The organism is Leptothoe sp. EHU-05/26/07-4, from assembly GCF_043421015.1.
Lineage (GTDB): Bacteria > Cyanobacteriota > Cyanobacteriia > Phormidesmidales > Phormidesmidaceae > Leptothoe > Leptothoe turfae.
Map to the genome: position 1 here is coordinate 579,601 of NZ_JAXSQV010000003.1, position 17,454 is coordinate 597,054.

Genomic DNA, 17,454 nt, shown 5'->3' on the forward strand with positions numbered 1-17,454 from the left:
GCAACCATCAACCTCAAATACGTGACTGTGAAAGACTTTTATCATTCAAACCTAATGACTAAAAACTGGTATGAGTGACTGTGTTCACGAAGAGATTACTGCTCGTCATTTAAAAAGGGTAGATCTGGCAGACCATCATGGCTTAATGCACTACGCTTAGGGGTTGGCGTTTGCTCATGGGGAATAGGAATTAACGAGGTTTGAATCGGAAACGGCATGGGAATATTTTCGTTGCGAAAACGCTTATGCAGCCGTTTGATAAACTCGTGGCGCACCACCAGATGGTCAAAATATTCGCGAATGCGCAGGTAAACCGTCATGGTGATCGCGAAGTAACCGAATTCTTTAAAGCGAATCCAGGGGTCAGAATTGGGCACGCCTCCAACAACGTCATTCATCACCTCATTGGCGATCTCAAGGGCGACTTGTTCTACTTTCTCTAAATCCGTATCGTAGCTAATACCCACTTCAAGGATAATCAGAGCTTCTTTATCTGGTAGACCATAGTTCTTGAAGACATTATTGAGGATTCGGGTATTGGGTACCACTACCATGTTGTCGCGAATGTCTTGCAGGATAGTGTGCCGCCAGGCAATATCCACCACGTATCCCTCTTCACCAGAATCTAACTGGATAAAGTCCCCAACCCTTAATTTATTAGATGTGGCTAGGTTTAAGCCTGACAGAAAATTAGTTAGGGTACTCTGAAAAGCTAGACCAAGGGAAACACCACCAATACCCAAAGCTGTGAGTAAAGGTGTAATGGCAATGCCAAGGGACTGCAGTGTGATCAGTACACCAAAGGTGAAAATCACAATTTGGGTCAGCATCTCAAATAGAGATGTCAGATTACCTGCCCCTTTTGTCTCAGAAAAGTAGCGGACAAAGCCTACAGATAAACGGGCAACGATTAAGGTACCAGAGGCAATAGCGGCTACTAAGAGACACCTTTGAATTGTGAGAAATAAATTATTGTCAATGGGCAGCGTCAGAATCGCTGCAAAAATACCGCCAATAATAAACCAAAACAGGATTAATCCTTTGAGGGAGCTGATAATCACATCAGCACCACCCCAACCTATCCTGGAAGAGAGCGCCTGCAGGCGATTTAACCCTTGACGTTCAACAATTATTCCTAGAAAAAACGCACCCAAGATAATGACAATGGGTACGACAACACTAATGATATTGGTAATAGTAATGACGTTTAAGGCTGCACTCACAACAGTTAGCGATTGATTTAATAGAGTTATCTAAACATAGATATTTCATAGATACCGTGATCAATCGCCTTTGGCAAGTTGCACCTACCAGGCATCAACTTACGCCAGAAAAGCTTGGCTGGCTGGGGAGTCAGACGTTAGACGTTAGTGAAGTCCTGACGTCTGACGATTGAATTCTATCCTTGGGAAAACTTCCCGCTCTGCCTTGATACCACCCCGCAGTCGAATCTAAGCTAAAAATTCAGGATTGCGCTTTCTAATGATGCCAACCATCATCGGACTCATAACTGTGAAGATGGTGATCACTAGGACGATCAGATGCTGATCCCATGTTATGCGAGCCATGTAATCCCAGGTAGCCGCTCGGCCTAACTCAAATCGTCCTAAGGCAACGTAGGTGACGTTACAGATAAATGATGTCCAAAAGTCAAAAAGAATAGCGAGTATCCAAGCAAGTCTTAGCAGGTAAATTTCACGCTGTTTGCCTTGATTATGTCCCCATATAGGACGAGTCGAGAAATTAAAGGCCCCTGCAATTAAAGTACCGACTAGACTTAAGCCAATGGCAATGAAATGAATACCATTTAGAATGAGCAGGCTCCCTAAAAATGTAGTGAGCAAATCCCAGACCATACTGACGCGAAAGGCGCTAATCAGGACAATCCGAGGTAAACCTACATGGACATTGAGTCTGGGTTTTACATCAGGTCTCATAAGCGTGCTTGATGGATGCCACCTGTGTCTGAGCAATAATTTCACGCTAGTGGAGAAAGTTGAGGAAATTATGAAGAACCTTACTCCCAAACTCGGTTTAAGCCTGGTTCGGGAGTAATTTCACCATTTACCCTCTAGTTTGGGCGACCTGGCGTGTTTCTTGTTCTTGATGCGCCTTTGTTGACGTAGATGACTTAGGTCGATTGACGAAAACAGCACAGGGAGCTCGATGGCTGACGTAGTAGCTGACACTACCCACTAGTAACTCTTTAAGCCCTGACAATCCGCGACAGCCCATGACAATCAGATCGGCAGGCCAATCATTAGCGACTTCACAGATCTGCTGCCCCGTGCGTCCCTGCATGACATCACAAATGGCTTCAATACCTTCAGTTTCCAGTTCTTCAACATAGAGTTGTAAGGTTTGCCACCAGCCACTGACAAATTTGTTCCATTCCTGCTGGTACTCTGCAAATAGGAGCTCACTATGTTGGGATATGTATTGACTATCGCTAAAAATCAGCTTTTGAGGCAAACCTGGTTCATCTTCGTCAATGACGTGAAGTAGCCTGAGTTCAGCCTGATGTAGCTTTGCCAGTTCGATGGCAGTTTTCATTGCCTTTTGAGCCATTTCTGACTTGTCCAGCGCCACCAAAATCTGCTTGGGCCCCTCGCTGGATGCTGTGTCAGTCTGCTCATTTTTGCGAGCAATCGGAATATCCTCAACGGGTTGTTGCTTAGCATGTACGACCAAAACGGAGCAGGGAGCATGGTGCAACACATAGTTGCTAACGCTGCCAATTAGAAATTCACTCATTCCCGATAGGCCACGACTGCCCACAATAATTAAGTCGGCCTCCCAGGTTTGTGCGACTTCACACAATCGTGCGCCTGGATTGCCATACAGTAGGGTGCCCGATGCTTCTATGCCATAATTTTGGGCATCGGCAATCTGCTGATTCAGTAAAGCTTGCGAATGATCTACAAACTGATTCCAGGCAACTTGGTAGGATTCCACTACGGTGGCGCTAACGCTGGGGTATAGAGGTCCGCCAAAATAACCACTAAATTTTGGCGCGCCTGGTTCGCTATCTACTAAAACATGAACGAGTTTTAGCTCTGCATTGTAGCTAAGTGCAGATGCGATCGCCTTTTGTAAGGCCCTCAACCCTAAATCAGAACTATCCAAGCCAACCACAATTTTGCGAATCATTCGCTTTCTCCTGATATATTGTTGGATCAACAAATGTGGAAGATTTTTATCTCTTCCTTCTTGATCGTAACAAAACAAGTTGAGGAACTTATGAGGAGTAGCAAAGACTGGTTGGGCCATTGGGCAACGTTACTCTTCCCCATATTTTCTTTAGATTGTCGGTCTATATTAGGAGACTTTATATCTAGTATTATCCATGCCTCTCTATCATTGGGCTATCTATGATTGAGAAGTTCCTGGCTCAATACTGATTGACCCACCCTTGCGATTATGTGGCAGTGCAAAGAGCTTGAGGACCCACCGCACCCTAGGTGCTAATGCGACGCCAAGGTTTAAATGCATTGTCAATATCGTACAACGCTGGAGCTAGCGTGGGAAAATGGCGCTGTAGAACAGTTACCATTGTGTTGTTGGCAATCCAGTCTAAGCCCAGCTGGGTATAAACTTCAGCCCTATAATCCTTGGTAAAGAACCGATCGCTTTTTAGGCGGCGAGAGGCCATGAGGATAAACACGCGGAAGGCGGTATCGCTAAAGCCAAAGCCTTCAGGTTTATCTTCAGCAAACAGACCGACCATCAGGTCTACGCTGTTGATGTCGTTGTAGTAGACTCGACGCATTTCTTCGACCCATTGTTTGTTGCTGCTAATTTCCTCAAAGGATTTCACACGAGTTCTACCGATCAGCTCTCGGAAACGATTGTAGCGGGGCACTCCCCGTTCACGATCGCGTAAAATATCCACTGCTGCCAGATCAAAGACCTCACCATTGTCTCGCACCAATTGCTGCAAGGAACGCGGATAGTTATGAAGACTAATTTCACCAGGATGGGCGATACCAAACGAATAGTATAGGTCCGGCATAGGGATTGATTCTAACAATGTCCGACTGCGTTTGCCTGAGATTTGGAAAAAGTCGGCGGCTTGTAATGGCCGATTATTATCTAGAGAATAAAACTGGAGTTCATCAGGAATCAGCGGGTGCATGCGATACACAGACGCAAATTCCTCAGTTAAATAGTAGGGTGCGGTGTGGTGGTCCGTCTCAGACCCCACAATCCCCGACAACAAATCAGTGAGTTCTCCTTCACCGACGCTGCCTAAAACTTGCTTCAGGTCTTCTCCTAGGAAACCAGACCAGTTCACATTCAGCGCAATATCCGTTGCCGGCAGAGGTAAAATCGCAGGTGTCCACTCAACGGTGTGGATTTTTGCCATTAGTGCTGCATTGATCAACCGGGCATGGTTGAAGAGAACATCGTCGGACCAATGGGAATATTCTTGTTTTAGGTGATCGCAAATAGCGTTGTGTTCTTTGGTGAACACAGTGTGCAACATGGATAATCCAATCCACCAGTTATCGTTAAAACCGGTGACATCTAGGCCAGTCTCGGGATCCACAGGTAACAGACCGTCATCCTGAATAGTGAGTTTGCCATGGACGTGCGATCTCAATTTATCCACCGTTTCCGGGTCGCTGCCATAGATCTGAGAGCCATCCCACCAGTGGGTGACCGTATTGATAAACGTTTTGGGTCTGGCACCGTCCGGTCGAGACTTGTCTGCCAGCGTCTTGCCAACGGCCATGGGGCGATGCTCCTCTGGCCACGGATCATTGGGCTCCAAAGGAATTTCTAGCTTATCGTCAGGCTCATTATCACCATGGGAAAACCAATCATGGTTTTCAAACTGAATCCAGGCCGCAGCCAACAGATTAAGAATGGTGGCAGGCTGAAAGCGATCGCGCGTCATCAATATGCGACTGACCTCACGCGGATTTGGCGTCATCAGCTTAGGGGCTGCTTCAGCTTCAACGGCACCCAGTGCAACATTACGGCCAAAGCGGGTACCCGCCATACCCATTTGGGGCTGTTGCAAATCATTAAAGCTGCCGTCTGCTGTACGAGCAGTTAGGTGACTCCCATCAGAGCTGGGGTGAGGTTTGGGCAATTCACCACTATCAGGCAGCTGAGATGTATCGTGGAGATTTTTCTCCCTAAGATCATTGCGAAGCTTTAATAACTGCAACAACGCCAGCGGAGTCGGCAGTTTGTGCCAAAAATTATCAAACATAACAATAGTCTCCAGTCGTCGAGGGGGCTAACAGTAATTGCGCTCGGATTGTTATTGAATTAACCTTAAGGATGCTGATGGTGAATCAAGCTGAATATTCTCGTATTTCCTCAAGGTGATTATTTAAATGCATCACATGGGCACGGATATAGTCTTGTTTTGATAGGTCTCCATAGATAAAATGAGGAGCCAGGGAATCTGTGTAGTTGTCAAAATCAATGTAAGCTTTTTTTAAGCGAGCCAAAGCTTTTTTGAGATTGCCATGTGCTTCCAATTCTGGGGCACCAGGAATGTGTTCATCTAAGGGATGCTGCATGGCACCGAGGGCAGAAAAAAGGGTGAAAGCTAGCTTACCAACCGTGGCTTTGTAGATTTCAGGTTGTTGTATGGGATATCCCACCATGGAACATTCAACACTCTGGGCACAGTGGGTCAAAATTGCATAGGGTTGCCATGCTCCTGTACTGTGTAGAGGTCGATTGCTAAGGCTTGCTATAGTTTCTAATGCTGAAGAAATTGTTAACATAGTAGGCCTATTACCAAATTTCATTCATGCGTCTCAGTTTTGGGAGGATTCTAAACATCAACCCAGGTTGAGTTGTGAGAATCTCCCATGACGTTAACATCACTCCAATAGCAACGTGCCGTTAGCTTTACAACTTGATGCTTCAGCGTTGGGTAAAAGTAAAATATGTTAGTGATTATCGCCTGCCAACGCCGTCTTGAAATCAGGCAGGTTAAGGCCCCTAATCACAGGATTAAATGCTGAGTTTGACGCAAATTTAATTTTCCCTGCTACTTTGATGAAAAGACAGGATGGAAAATGTTCATCGCTCGGAGCAGATAAATGGTAACTACATTTAAATTTAAAAATGGCGACCAGATGCCGATTTTAGGATTAGGCACATGGAAGTCTGCACCTGGCGACGTCTATAAGGCTGTTAAGGAAGCCATTGCAGCGGGGTATCGCCACATTGACTGTGCCCACATCTATGGCAACGAAGCCGAAGTTGGTCGTGCTCTATCAGAATCATTTAGTGAAGGCGTGGTCACCCGTGAGCAAATGTGGATTACCTCAAAGCTATGGAATGATTCCCATGCACCGGAGGATGTGCGGCCTGCCCTGAAAGAAACCCTCTCAAATTTGCAATTAGATTATCTAGATCTGTATCTTATCCACTGGCCTGTTGCCCTGAAAAAGGGGGCAACGTTTCCCCTGACGCCCGAAAAATTAGTTTCGCTGGAAGTATTGCCCATTTTAATTACCTGGAGTGAAATGGAGGTCTTGGCAGATGAGGGGCTATGCCGTCACATCGGGGTGTCTAACTTCAGTATGGCCAAACTACAGGATTTACTGGAAAACGCCCGCTTAAAGCCGGAAATGAACCAGATTGAGCTGCATCCTTACCTACAGCAAACCTCAATGCTGGATTTCTGCAAAGAAAACAATATTTATCTGACGGCCTATTCACCGTTGGGGTCAGCGGATCGGCCTGATAGCTTGAAGGCCGATGACGAACCTGTTCTGTTGGAAAATCCAACCATTGCAACCATTGCTAAACACCATGGAGCCACACCCGCTCAAGTACTGCTGAGCTGGGCCATGCAGCGAGGCACCGCAGTGATTCCTAAGTCAGTTAATCCTGACCGTATTAAGCAAAATTTGGCCGCTGCTGACTTGTCGCTAACTGCCGCCGACATGCAGACAATAGCCGAGCTAGATTTAAACCGTCGCTATGTGGACGGCACTTTCTGGCAGGTGGACGGTGGACCGTATACCCTAGCGGCGCTATGGGATTTATGATTCAACGCTGTAAACGTCCATTTTCATGCATTAACAATTGGTACTACCCTTGCTCAAAAGGTAATCTAAATAGGGTTTGCTGTTGAAGTCCAGCTTTCATAGTTTGCAAGGGTTTCATTGTATTGAGATGTGCTTAAGTGCACGAAAAAGTGGCTAAAATGCTTAAAACCCTTGCACCTACTCAGGGAAATGTACCGACAATCATCACCTGGCCAGTTATCTTTCGAAGATTTTTATCTACCGTTTGGGGGCAAATTATCGTCGGAGAATCGCTGGGTGAAACTGGCCGAGATGATCCCATGGGATGAGTTCGAATCAACCTATGCTAGCCAGTTTAGCGAGGATATGGGAGCGCCAGCGAAGGGCTTTCGGATGGCTCTGGGCGCATTGATTATCAAAGAGAAATTGGGTACCAGCGACCGAGAGACGATAGACCAAATACGAGAGAACCCGTATCTGCAATATTTTCTTGGACTGCATGAGTACAGCGACACGCCCCCGTTTGATGCGTCGATGCTGGTTCATTTTCGCAAACGAATCCGTGTCGACCTGGTGTCAGCGGTCAATGAGTCGGTGGTTGAAGCAGGCATGGCCCCCGCCTCCGCCTCATCTGAGGACAGTGCATCCGAGAGCGATGATGACTCAGATCCACCAGCCCCGCCATCGAGTGGCAATCAAGGTCAATTGATTGTGGATGCGAGTTGTGCGCCTGCCGATATTCACTATCCGACTGACCTCGATTTACTCAACCAAGCGAGAGAGCACAGTGAACGGCTCATTGATGAGTTGTATCAACAGGTAGCAGGCTGTCTTCCAAAGAAGCCTCGAACGTATCGACAAACCGCCCGCAGAGACTACCTCAGGATTGTGAAACGGCGCAAGAAGTCACGCAAGTTGATTCGTAAAGGCCTCCGACAACAACTCAACTATGTGCGACGAAACCTAGGGTACATTGACCGGTTAATCAAAGCAGGCGCAACGCTTGCAGCGCTGAATCCACGAGAGTACAAGACCCTGTTGGTGATTTATGAGGTCTATCGCCAACAACAGCACATGTATCAACACAAGCAGCGACGGATTAATGACCGCATTGTGAGTATTTCACAGCCCCATGTACGACCCATTGTGCGCGGTAAAGCCGGAACCCCCGTTGAATTTGGAGCCAAATTCGCCATGAGTTGTGTGGCGGGCTATGTGTTTCTCGACCGTCTCAGTTGGGATAACTTTAATGAATCCGAAGACTTGATACCCCAGATAGAACGCTTTCGCGCCCGCACCGGACACTATCCCGCCTCAGTGCATGCCGACCAGATTTATCGGACACGCGATAACTTGAGGTGGTGTAAACAGCATGGCATCCGTCTAAGTGGTCCGCCCTTGGGTCGACCGTCACTCGATGAAGCTCAACACGCCTTCCTCCGACAACAAGCCCGAGACGATGAGAGTATTCGAGTCACTGTCGAAGGTAAGTTTGGTCAGGCCAAACGACGATTTGGACTCGGACACGTCATGGCCAAACTCGCCCAAACTGCTGAAACCATGATTGCCATCACTTGTTTGGTGATGAACTTGGAGAAACGGCTACGCCGTTTTATTGGCTTGTTTTTGATGGGGGTGATCCGCTTACTCCGCCGCTCTCAGGCAGATGTGAGACCCTTTACAGACACCTTAAGCAAGGACTGGCTGAAAAGGCTCGACCCTGGGAAAGGGGCTACTGACCCTGGCTGGGCTGCTGGATAATCCCTGAGATTTCTATTGAGTTTTTCAGCAAACCCTAAATATCTGAGTACTGGTCTCATTGCTACCATATTTTATGAAACCACCGGACACATAAATGTAACCATTATGGACAAAGGCAGCATGGGCATAGCGGGATTCGGGTAAAGGCGGTAGCTCTGTCCAGGATCCGAGATTACCTTGGTCATCAACCGTGGCGGCTTCGACGGTGGAGAGAACTTTGTTGGTTGCACCACCTGCGATCGCAACCACTGTTCTATCCACCAAAACAGTTGCATGTCGCTGTCGTGCTGTAATTGTCCCCACCGGTTCAAACGGTGACAGGGTTTTATCCACTTGAACATCAGCCACCCAAACCTGATCAAGTAATTCACTAGGTCTAAACTGGGCAGTGCCAGACACTGCAAAAATGCGATTATCCACAGTTGTTGCCGTTACCCAGCCGATGGGTGTGGGAAAGGGGGCCAGCTCTTGAAAATCTCCCACCGTTCCATCAGCGGCAATGGTCGCTGTAAACACTTTATCAATTACCGTCGTGTTGTTGGGGCGAAACGTATTGCTGCCACCCAGAATATAAAGCTGATTATTCAGGCTAGTGACGGCATGAATTGTTAGTGGTTCTGGTAACTCTCCTACATCTACCCATTCTGTAATATCACCTTGCTGATTGGGCACCGCCCGCAGAATTCGGCTAGAAACCTCACTGCCATCCCAGAAGCCATTATCTCCTCCAAACACATAAAAAGCACCCTTATGGATAGCTACCATATGGTGTTGTAGCTTTAGAGGCAACGGAGCCGTTGTGTCTTGCCAGTCACCAAATGTGCCCTCTGACGTTAGGGGCGCAAAAAAGACATCCTCATGAATGCCTTTGGTCTCATTCCAGCCACCAATCACATAGATATAGTCACCCAATACCATCATTTGGTGGGATTCTAAAGGCGTTGGTAACTGACCAATTTCTTGCCAGGGAGAGTCTTTTGGGGTTTGGCTAATTCTTTGCGCGGTCTGCTGCTGCGGGGTACAAGCTATTACAGGAAAAATAGAAATTGTCAAAGTCAGCCCAACAGAAATAAATCTTCGAGTAAGCCTTACCATAAGCAAGTTTCAGTTATTGATTTTCTATGAGTTCCAACACCCATTGCTGATGTTCGGGAGCGAATTTAGGACTAGGAGGTTGACTGTAGTCAATAGCCAAATGATATCGGCCCTTTTTATACACCTGATCGAGTAATGGCTGGAGCTCTAGTAAAACATCTGATTCACCGGGCAACAGCGGAATTGGAATAGGGGGAACAGTCTGTTGTAAGCTGAAGGCAAATAGATTCCCAACTGGAAACGGTGATGCCATGGTCAAGTGATTTGGCAATTTCCTTAATTATGGCCATTATAGCCCTACACCTTCCAGGGTCTCATCAGCGACATCATAAAGCTCCTGTAGTTTTTCCAGGGTTTCTTCTTCAGCTTGCCATAGCCCACGTCCATTAGCCTCAATCATCCGTCCGATGATATTACGGAATGCTTCTGGGTTGGCTTCCCTCAACCGATTCGCCATGATTTCATCCAGGGCATAGGTCTGGGCGGCCTGGTCATAGACCCAATTATCTTGGAAGCCAGTGGTCCCTCCCCAGCCAATCAGGGCCGTCATCCGTTGAGAAATTTCATAGGCTCCACCAGAACCTTGGTCTGCCATGGCTTCAGCCCACTTAGGGTTAAGCAACTTGGTGCGATACTCCATGCGCAATACCTCTTCCAGCTTGCGGGGGGTGGTGTCCTGGGAAAAACTCTCCACAAAGCTAGCAGTCACTCGTTTACCTTGACGTTTTTCGGCAGCCTTTTTGAGGGCTCCGGTGTTGGCGTAATACTCCTGAATGTCGGTGAGGCCATATTCCACAGAGTCAATTTGCTGCACAATGCGGCCTGTGCTTTGTAGAAGAGTATTGAGCACGTCTGGGCGAGCCTGTCCTTTATCGCTACGACCGTAGCTAAAGGCATTGCGATCGCGCCACGTATCCGCCAGCTCTTCCCCCGACTCCCAGTTAGAATCCGTCACCCGGTCATTCACCAGCGACCCATAGTCCCCAGCCGGATTGGAAAATAATCGAGCCGACACATTCTCCACCCCTTGGGCTTTCAGCTCTAAGGCATGCTTACGAATAAAATTCTGTTCTGGGGGTTCATCAGCCTCGGCAGCGCGGAGAAACAGATCGTCCAACAACTCAATGATATTCACAAAGCTATCGCGAAAGATGCCGGAGAGATTGCCCAAAATATCGATGCGGGGATGATCCATCTGCTCTAGAGGGATTAGCCCATAGCGCACAATCCGCCCCGTACCTTCTTTAATCGGTTCCGCCCCCACCAGCTCTAGCAAAATCCCTAAAGATTCTCCCTTAGTCTTGATGGCATCCAGTCCCCATAACATCACAGCAACAGTTTCAGGATACTCACCAGAGTCCTCCACATTCTGAGCGATCAGCTTCCGTCCAATGGCACGTCCCCGCTCATAGGCAGCTGGAGAAGGCATACGATAGGGATCTAGCGCATGGATATTTCGGCCTGTGGGGAGAGCACCGGGACCATCCCGTAACAGATCGCCACCGGGGGCTGGAGGAATGTACTCGCCGTTAAGGCCTCGCAACAGATTGGTGAGTTCATCCGTGGTTTGCATCAGGCCCTGACGAATAATTCTGGCTTCGTCCAATAGCGCTGCGGTGATGGGCGCGCTGGCTGGATAACGCTTGTTCAGGACGTCGATCTGAGGTTTCTCCGGTAGGGTATCCGTTGCGATGTGTTCTATTAGCTCAGGGTGCAGGCGTTCTCCAAAGTAGGCAGCAAGATAGCTGGTAATAGCTTCTGTCGTAGGCGATTGACCCAGCCCATGGAGGCCACTGGAAAATAGACGATTTTCTAAGACTTGCAGATACTCATATACCGTGACAAAGTAGGCATCTAAGACGGCATTACTAAATAGTTTGGCATGCTCTGGGGTGAACTCTAATCCTTGCTGCTTTAACTCCGGCAGCGGACAATCTGTGGCCAGACCTGTATCGGTAATCTTGGTGAGAATGGCATCTTGCAAAACTCGGTTTGCCTGGGGCTCTTCTCGAAATTCAGCAATCAGCTCTCGTAGCGTAATCAGTTCTTTGTATAACCCCGCTCGTCCATAGGGGGGCACATTGTGGGAAACCAGCACTCCGTAACCTCGCCGCTTGGCTAAAATGGACTCTGATGGGTTGTTGGCTGCATACACATATAGGTGTGGAAGATTGCCCAACAGAATGTCAGACCAGGAATAGCCCGTATTTCCCAATGGGGAACCCGGTAGCCATTCCACGGTGCCATGCATGCCAAAATGCACCACCGCATCCGCCTGAAACTCTTCTTGCAGCCAGGTATAAAACGCTGCGTACTGGGGGTGGGGGGTTAAATCTCGTTCAAACATCAGCCGCATGGGATCCCCCGCTAGGCCTAAGGGGGGCTGCACCCCAATCCACACATTGCCCAGCTGAATGCCACCCACATGGAAATTTTCACCGATGGTCTTAATGCCGCTTTTGGTAAGGGACTGCCATTGTTTTTCAATTTTGGAGGTTTTCAAATAGCCCAACCATTTTTCTAAGGTTCTGACATTGACAGTGGCTGGGACAGAGAGTGGGGGAAGTTCTTTGTTATTGGTTATTTGTTCTGCCTGCCTGGGAGTCATCCATTGATTTTCATCGTCGGCTGCTTTCACCCAGTTAATGATTTTCTCGCCATCTTCGGGGAGTTCTCCCACCTGGTATCCCTGGGCTTTTAGGGCTTGTAAGAGGGTTAGGAGAGATTTTGGTACATTCAAAAGCGCGGCTGTACCGGTGGCTCCATAGCCTGGGGGGAATCCGTAGAGAATGATGGCGACTTTGAGATCGCACCGCTCTTTCCGCCTCAGTGCAATCCACTGTTTCACCCGTCCAGTCAGACGACGCACCCGTTCCGGTACCAGATAAATTTGGTCTCCCACCAGGCCCCCCAGCGGAATCGGATCAATGGCTCCATCCAGTTCCGGTAGAGCGTACAGCACCACACTTTGCAGTCCCCCCACCCCCTGACGAGTCCAGGAGTGAATATCCTGAATCAACAGCGGTGCTGCCACAAAATAGGGCACATTTTTTGCCCCTAAAATCTTCTTGGCCACGGCCACTTGACGCCCAGCTTCCATAGACCCTGCTGGACCACCTACCAGGGGAAAGCCAATGGTAGACACAATGGCATCCACCTGTGCCGCTTCGTTGGAAAGAGAGGCACATTCCACATTGCCCAAGGCTCGCTGGGCCTGTTCATATCCGGTGGTCATCAGGTCCCGCACGGCTACGTGGCCTTCCACACCGTTGATAAATATGGGCACCGGCATCAGGTCTGCTTCCTCAAAGTAGCGAATCAGCTGCGGGATATAGGCCTGCTTGGTAATGACATGCTTGCGATACAGGAGAATGCCAACACGGGGTTGACTATTTCCGTTGGAAACGCTCTGCGAACGACTCCGCTCAGTCAACGGGGGGCTGAGCGAAGTCGTTCGCATAGCGTCTCCTATGGAGTTAGCCCGATACCAATCTACATACGCCCTCGGCGTCTCAAAATACCCCTCATAGTCTGGATGTAACAATCCAATATTCGGCGTCTCAATCACCGCTGGGATCTCTCCGACGGTCAGGCCTAAATATTTCTCTGTCAGCACCCACAGCATGGAGGCCACATTCTCAGTACCGCCTGCATTCCAATAGCCGTAGATAATCAGCCAGTTGCGCAGGTCCTGTACTTTTTTGGCGGGAATATATTTCAGTAGCTTGGGGCCAACTTTGAGAAAGCTAATATACCCAGCCAGTTTGTCTTCTTCTTTGCCGCTGCCAAACTTACTGAGGATAAACTTGACCGGCTTAGGCATACCTTTTGGCTTCGCGCCAATGACAAACTTACCCAGATGGGTGAGGGCCATAAGCTCCAGGGCGGATTCAAAGACCAGGCGAATGGGAATATCCTGCACGCGCTCCCGCAACCAGAGGACCTGGTCATAGTCAAAAATTAGGCTGGCGAAGAATACGTCGGCTCCATCTAAGGCCGTTGCAATGGTGTCAGGTTGGGTGGTGAGGTCGCGATCGCAAAATACCCGAATGTCTAATTCAGGACAGCGCTTCTGAGCCATATCCGCCGCCTGCTGATATAGCTGTGTATTAAAGGCTTCAAACCCAGCAATTAGGACAATCCGTGGCATTCATTAGGACCCATGGCAGCCCCTTAATTTTAACGAGTTTTAATGGTTTGGTCTGAGCCGCCCATATCTCTCCATCAAAATTGGCTAAATACTCTTTGGCGGCTAAGCCATTGCATAGTCAGTATACTGCCGCATCTCAGGAGCTTGGAACCCAAGGACAATATCCGTTCTCGGCACTCCTCGATCAACCAGTTCTTGAGCTACTCTAATCTCAGTCATGTTCTGCTGAATCCAAATTTTTCCTGCTTTAATATCCAGGTGCAGCACACAACCATACACTCGTCGGTGACCGTCCCAACCCACATTCATCACCTGGTAATGGTCTTGTTGTGTGTCAAAAACAGTATGGCATTCAATCTCGCCATTGGAGATTGGAATTGCTGCATACTCAGTCAATAATGTTTGAATTATATTTCGATAAGACGTTATGTTATCCATTGAACAATTACCTCTTGAATAGGGTCATAAATGATTTGCTTAATCTGATATCGTTCCACTGAAAGTTGTGCAAATTCCCGTTTAAAGAAGGCTTCATAGGCTATAACAGGTACTGCCAAATAGAGAATACGTTGCGGCTCACTGATCTCCAAAGCAAGTCTATAGTTCAAAAATTGCCCTAACGCAGCATGATAGTCCGTTAGTGGTGAGTCACTTAAAAAGGTTTTAATTTCAACCGCAATTTTCTCTGCTCCTCGTTCTGCTGCTAAAAGTTGTTCCGCACCTAAATCAATTTCAAACTTTGTTCCACCAACGTCAAGTCGCAATGGATCATCAGTAATTGTCCATTGTTCTTTCTCCAGAGCAATTTTAACGACTTCATGAAATCGATCTTTGGCTGCCATTATCCTCTTATTCAGCTATCTCTGTGATATTAGTTCAATTAATACATGCGATCTTATAAGGTTCATTAGGCAAATCGCAAAATACCCGAATGTCCAACTCAGGACAGCGCTTCTGAGCCATATCCGCCACCTGCTGATATAGCTGTGTATTAAAGGCTTCAAACCCAGCAATTAGGACAATCCGTGGCATTCATTAAGACCCATGGCAGCCCCTTAATTTTAGCGAATTTTAATATTGTGGCTCCTTAGTCTGCGAGCATACCTGCTGCTATAGATATGGGAGTAGTACATTACTATTAATAACGTTACTATTAGCTTAGAATGTTTTGAGCAAGGGAAGTCAGCAATATGCCTTACAGCAAATTCACAACCCTCAGCCAGGTAGAAGCAGCCTTTGACTTAACCCTTGACGAACACCATAGACTTTTCAACGATGTAAAACCTCTGCAGCCAGATCTTCGTTTAAAGGAGACTTTGCAAGACTATTTACCGCTTGCCAATGCAGTTAATACCGAAAAAGCCCGCTCTGAGCTAATCATTGCCCCTATTTTGCTAGAACTCAGGCGACAATATAAGGGTAAAGTAGGTTTTTTCTCAGGGACTGAGTTTACGGTTGATCCCGATGCGGGTCTATCTGGTTACTGCGACTATATCTTGACAGCATCAGCAGACTTATATGAGGTTCGCTCTCCAGTGGTTACCTTAGTAGAAGCCAAAAATGAAGATATTAAAGGTGGTTTGGGGCAGTGTATTGCTGAAATGGTGGCAGCCTATAGGTTTAATCAAAAGCAAGAAGAGGAGATATCAACTATCTATGGGGTGGTGACCACTGGCGTTATCTGGAAATTCTTGCGTTTGACCTATCCAATTGTGGCCATTGATTTAGAAGAATACTACGTTAAAGAGATTGACAAGATTTTGGGTATTTTGTCATTACCATTTTTAACTGAAGAAGAGTCTATACATACAGCCTAAGCATAGAAATATAGGCACTGCTATAAGTTTTCCCAACAGTTTTGACAACCTGATTTCGTTGATAGTCTAGCCACAGTTGATTTGTAAATTGGATAACTACTGATGACAACTGCCAGCCCTAAAACTCTTAACGTTGCCGAAGCCGCCTTCCAAGACTTTTCCCAGGGGCTATCAACGGGAGATTGGTCTCGTTTTTTAGCCTGGCTGAGTGATGATTTTACCTTCTGGTTCCCAGCAGGTCCCTTCAAAGGTCTAAATTCTGGCAAAGAAAAGGCTACAGACTTTTTTGCCATGGTTTCAAAAGTCTTTCCAGAGGGGCTGACCCTAACCCTAGAGCGCACGTTTAGCAGTGGCAATACGGTTCTATTTGAAGTGCGTTCTCAGGGACTGATGTTGGGTCATCCCTATGAAAACCAGGCGGCTATTTCCTTTGATATAGCCGGTAACAAGGTTTGTGGATACCGGGAATACCTGGGTGTAATCTTTCAAATTGGGGGATAACCCATGGCCAAACAGTATCGCAAACTAGTGGCTCGACAGCTTAGCCATGATTTTCAATCTGCCATTGACATTGTGGAAGAGGACATACCACAACCCATGGCTAACCAGGTGCTCATTCGGAATCGGTTTGCTGGTGTGAATGCCGGGTTTGATACGTTGCTTTGCCGGGGAGAGGTGCCCTATGTGAATTTTCGGCCCCCTTTTAACCTGGGGGTGGAAGCGGTGGGTGAGGTGGTCGCCATGGGGGCTGGGGTGAACCGGTTTACCGTCGGCGATGCTGTGGCAACAACTGTCAGAGGAGGGGGGTACCGGGAATATCAGGTAATTGATGCCGAACTGGCGATTAAAATATCTGAGGCTATTCCCGAGATTCTGACACTGATGCCCACAGGTATCTCGGCCCTGGTGGGTTTAGAACGGGTGGGAGAAATGGGGAGTGGAGAGATCATTTTGATTACGGCGGCGGCGGGGGGGATTGGGCACATTGCGGTACAGCTGGCTAAATTGGCAGGTAACCATGTGATTGGGACTTGCGGGTCAGCGGCTAAAGGGCAATTGTTGAGGGACTTGGGGTGCGATCGCATCATCAACTACCACCAAGAATCTGTCAGTGATGTCCTGGCCAGAGAATACCCCAATGGCATCGACCTGGTGTTTGACTGCGTTGGTAAACACATGTTTGACGCTGGCGTAGACCATTTAGCTGTGCGGGGACGGTTTGTAATTGTGGGATTTATCTCCGAATATGGCAAATCGTTAGAGATAGTTTCCCAACCCCGCATTTATGAAAAACTCTTTTGGAAAGCAGCTTCCGTGCGAGGATTCTTGTTGCCCCAGTATCGTGAGGCCGTACCGGAGGCTTGCGATCGACTTCTGGCTCTATTTGAACAAGGCAAACTCAAAGTAGCCATTGATCCTACTGATTTCCATGGAATTGAAGCCATTCCCAAGGCTGTCAATTATCTCCTCAGCGGTCAAAACTGCGGTAAAGTTGTTGTCAGGCTTTAGGAATGTGTGGAAAAATGTACCCTTTTAGAGGCCTAGTGACATCTGGTTCCCCTTCGTGAGGGGAACCGTCAGGGAGGGGTTTTCGACACTGGCGCTATCAGTCGAAACCCCTCCACCT

General features: G+C 47.8%; 16 protein-coding genes. 5 read left to right on the forward strand and 11 right to left on the reverse strand.

Going from position 1 to position 17,454, the window contains the following annotated elements:
- Positions 1-95: 95 nt before the first annotated feature.
- The 5 genes from U2F10_RS10310 to U2F10_RS10330 form a co-directional block, all read right to left on the reverse strand.
- Positions 96-1,223, reverse strand: coding sequence for a mechanosensitive ion channel family protein (locus U2F10_RS10310; RefSeq protein WP_499871954.1), 1,128 nt, complete (start codon positions 1,221-1,223; stop codon positions 96-98).
- Between the two features lie 228 nt (positions 1,224-1,451).
- Positions 1,452-1,937, reverse strand: coding sequence for a hypothetical protein (locus U2F10_RS10315; RefSeq protein ID WP_006514376.1), 486 nt, complete (start codon positions 1,935-1,937; stop codon positions 1,452-1,454).
- A 127-nt stretch (positions 1,938-2,064) separates the two neighbouring features.
- Complete coding sequence (locus U2F10_RS10320) at positions 2,065-3,150, reverse strand: universal stress protein (RefSeq protein ID WP_499871956.1); 1,086 nt, start codon at positions 3,148-3,150, stop codon at positions 2,065-2,067.
- A gap of 307 nt (positions 3,151-3,457) precedes the next feature.
- Positions 3,458-5,221: a peroxidase family protein gene (locus U2F10_RS10325; RefSeq protein ID WP_499871957.1), complete on the reverse strand. Its 1,764-nt coding sequence runs from the start codon at positions 5,219-5,221 to the stop codon at positions 3,458-3,460.
- A gap of 85 nt (positions 5,222-5,306) precedes the next feature.
- Positions 5,307-5,747, reverse strand: coding sequence for a DUF1569 domain-containing protein (locus U2F10_RS10330; RefSeq protein ID WP_499871958.1), 441 nt, complete (start codon positions 5,745-5,747; stop codon positions 5,307-5,309).
- Positions 5,748-6,068: 321 nt separating this feature from the next.
- Here U2F10_RS10330 and U2F10_RS10335 point away from each other — a divergent pair, with 321 nt between their 5' ends.
- Positions 6,069-7,025, forward strand: a complete 957-nt coding sequence (locus U2F10_RS10335) for an aldo/keto reductase (RefSeq protein WP_499871960.1) — start codon at positions 6,069-6,071, stop codon at positions 7,023-7,025.
- A gap of 189 nt (positions 7,026-7,214) precedes the next feature.
- Positions 7,215-8,765 carry an IS5 family transposase gene (locus U2F10_RS10340; RefSeq protein ID WP_499871961.1) on the forward strand — a complete coding sequence of 517 codons (1,551 nt, stop codon included), beginning with the start codon at positions 7,215-7,217 and terminating at the stop codon, positions 8,763-8,765.
- Between the two features lie 24 nt (positions 8,766-8,789).
- Here U2F10_RS10340 and U2F10_RS10345 read toward each other — a convergent pair whose 3' ends face one another.
- The 6 genes from U2F10_RS10345 to U2F10_RS10370 all read right to left on the reverse strand — a co-directional run bounded on the left by U2F10_RS10345 (position 8,790) and on the right by U2F10_RS10370 (position 15,042).
- Complete coding sequence (locus U2F10_RS10345) at positions 8,790-9,818, reverse strand: Kelch repeat-containing protein (protein ID WP_499871963.1); 1,029 nt, start codon at positions 9,816-9,818, stop codon at positions 8,790-8,792.
- 55 nt (positions 9,819-9,873) lie between these two features.
- Entirely contained in the window at positions 9,874-10,113 is a 240-nt protein-coding gene (locus U2F10_RS10350; protein WP_250565124.1) for a DUF4058 family protein, read from the reverse strand.
- A 36-nt stretch (positions 10,114-10,149) separates the two neighbouring features.
- The gene (gene bchH / locus U2F10_RS10355) at positions 10,150-14,010 is read right to left on the reverse strand and encodes a magnesium chelatase subunit H (RefSeq protein WP_499871964.1); all 3,861 of its coding nucleotides are present in this window, start codon (positions 14,008-14,010) and stop codon (positions 10,150-10,152) included.
- 102 nt (positions 14,011-14,112) lie between these two features.
- A complete protein-coding gene (locus U2F10_RS10360; RefSeq protein WP_499871966.1) occupies positions 14,113-14,448 on the reverse strand; it encodes a XisI protein in 336 nt (111 codons plus the stop codon).
- Positions 14,436-14,852, reverse strand: a complete 417-nt coding sequence (locus U2F10_RS10365) for a XisH family protein (RefSeq protein WP_163659075.1) — start codon at positions 14,850-14,852, stop codon at positions 14,436-14,438. The genes U2F10_RS10360 and U2F10_RS10365 overlap by 13 nt, the downstream gene beginning before the upstream one ends.
- 34 nt (positions 14,853-14,886) lie before the next feature.
- Positions 14,887-15,042, reverse strand: coding sequence for a hypothetical protein (locus tag U2F10_RS10370; RefSeq protein ID WP_163698169.1), 156 nt, complete (start codon positions 15,040-15,042; stop codon positions 14,887-14,889).
- 158 nt (positions 15,043-15,200) lie between these two features.
- Between U2F10_RS10370 and U2F10_RS10375 the strand changes: the two genes are divergently transcribed.
- The 3 genes from U2F10_RS10375 (at position 15,201) to U2F10_RS10385 (ending at position 17,336) form a co-directional block, all read left to right on the forward strand.
- Positions 15,201-15,827, forward strand: coding sequence for a hypothetical protein (locus U2F10_RS10375; RefSeq protein WP_163669040.1), 627 nt, complete (start codon positions 15,201-15,203; stop codon positions 15,825-15,827).
- 102 nt (positions 15,828-15,929) lie between these two features.
- On the forward strand, positions 15,930-16,328 hold the full coding sequence (locus U2F10_RS10380; RefSeq protein ID WP_499871967.1) for a nuclear transport factor 2 family protein: 399 nt from the start codon (positions 15,930-15,932) through the stop codon (positions 16,326-16,328).
- A 3-nt stretch (positions 16,329-16,331) separates the two neighbouring features.
- Positions 16,332-17,336 carry a zinc-binding dehydrogenase gene (locus tag U2F10_RS10385; RefSeq protein ID WP_499866558.1) on the forward strand — a complete coding sequence of 335 codons (1,005 nt, stop codon included), beginning with the start codon at positions 16,332-16,334 and terminating at the stop codon, positions 17,334-17,336.
- Positions 17,337-17,454: the final 118 nt, after the last annotated feature.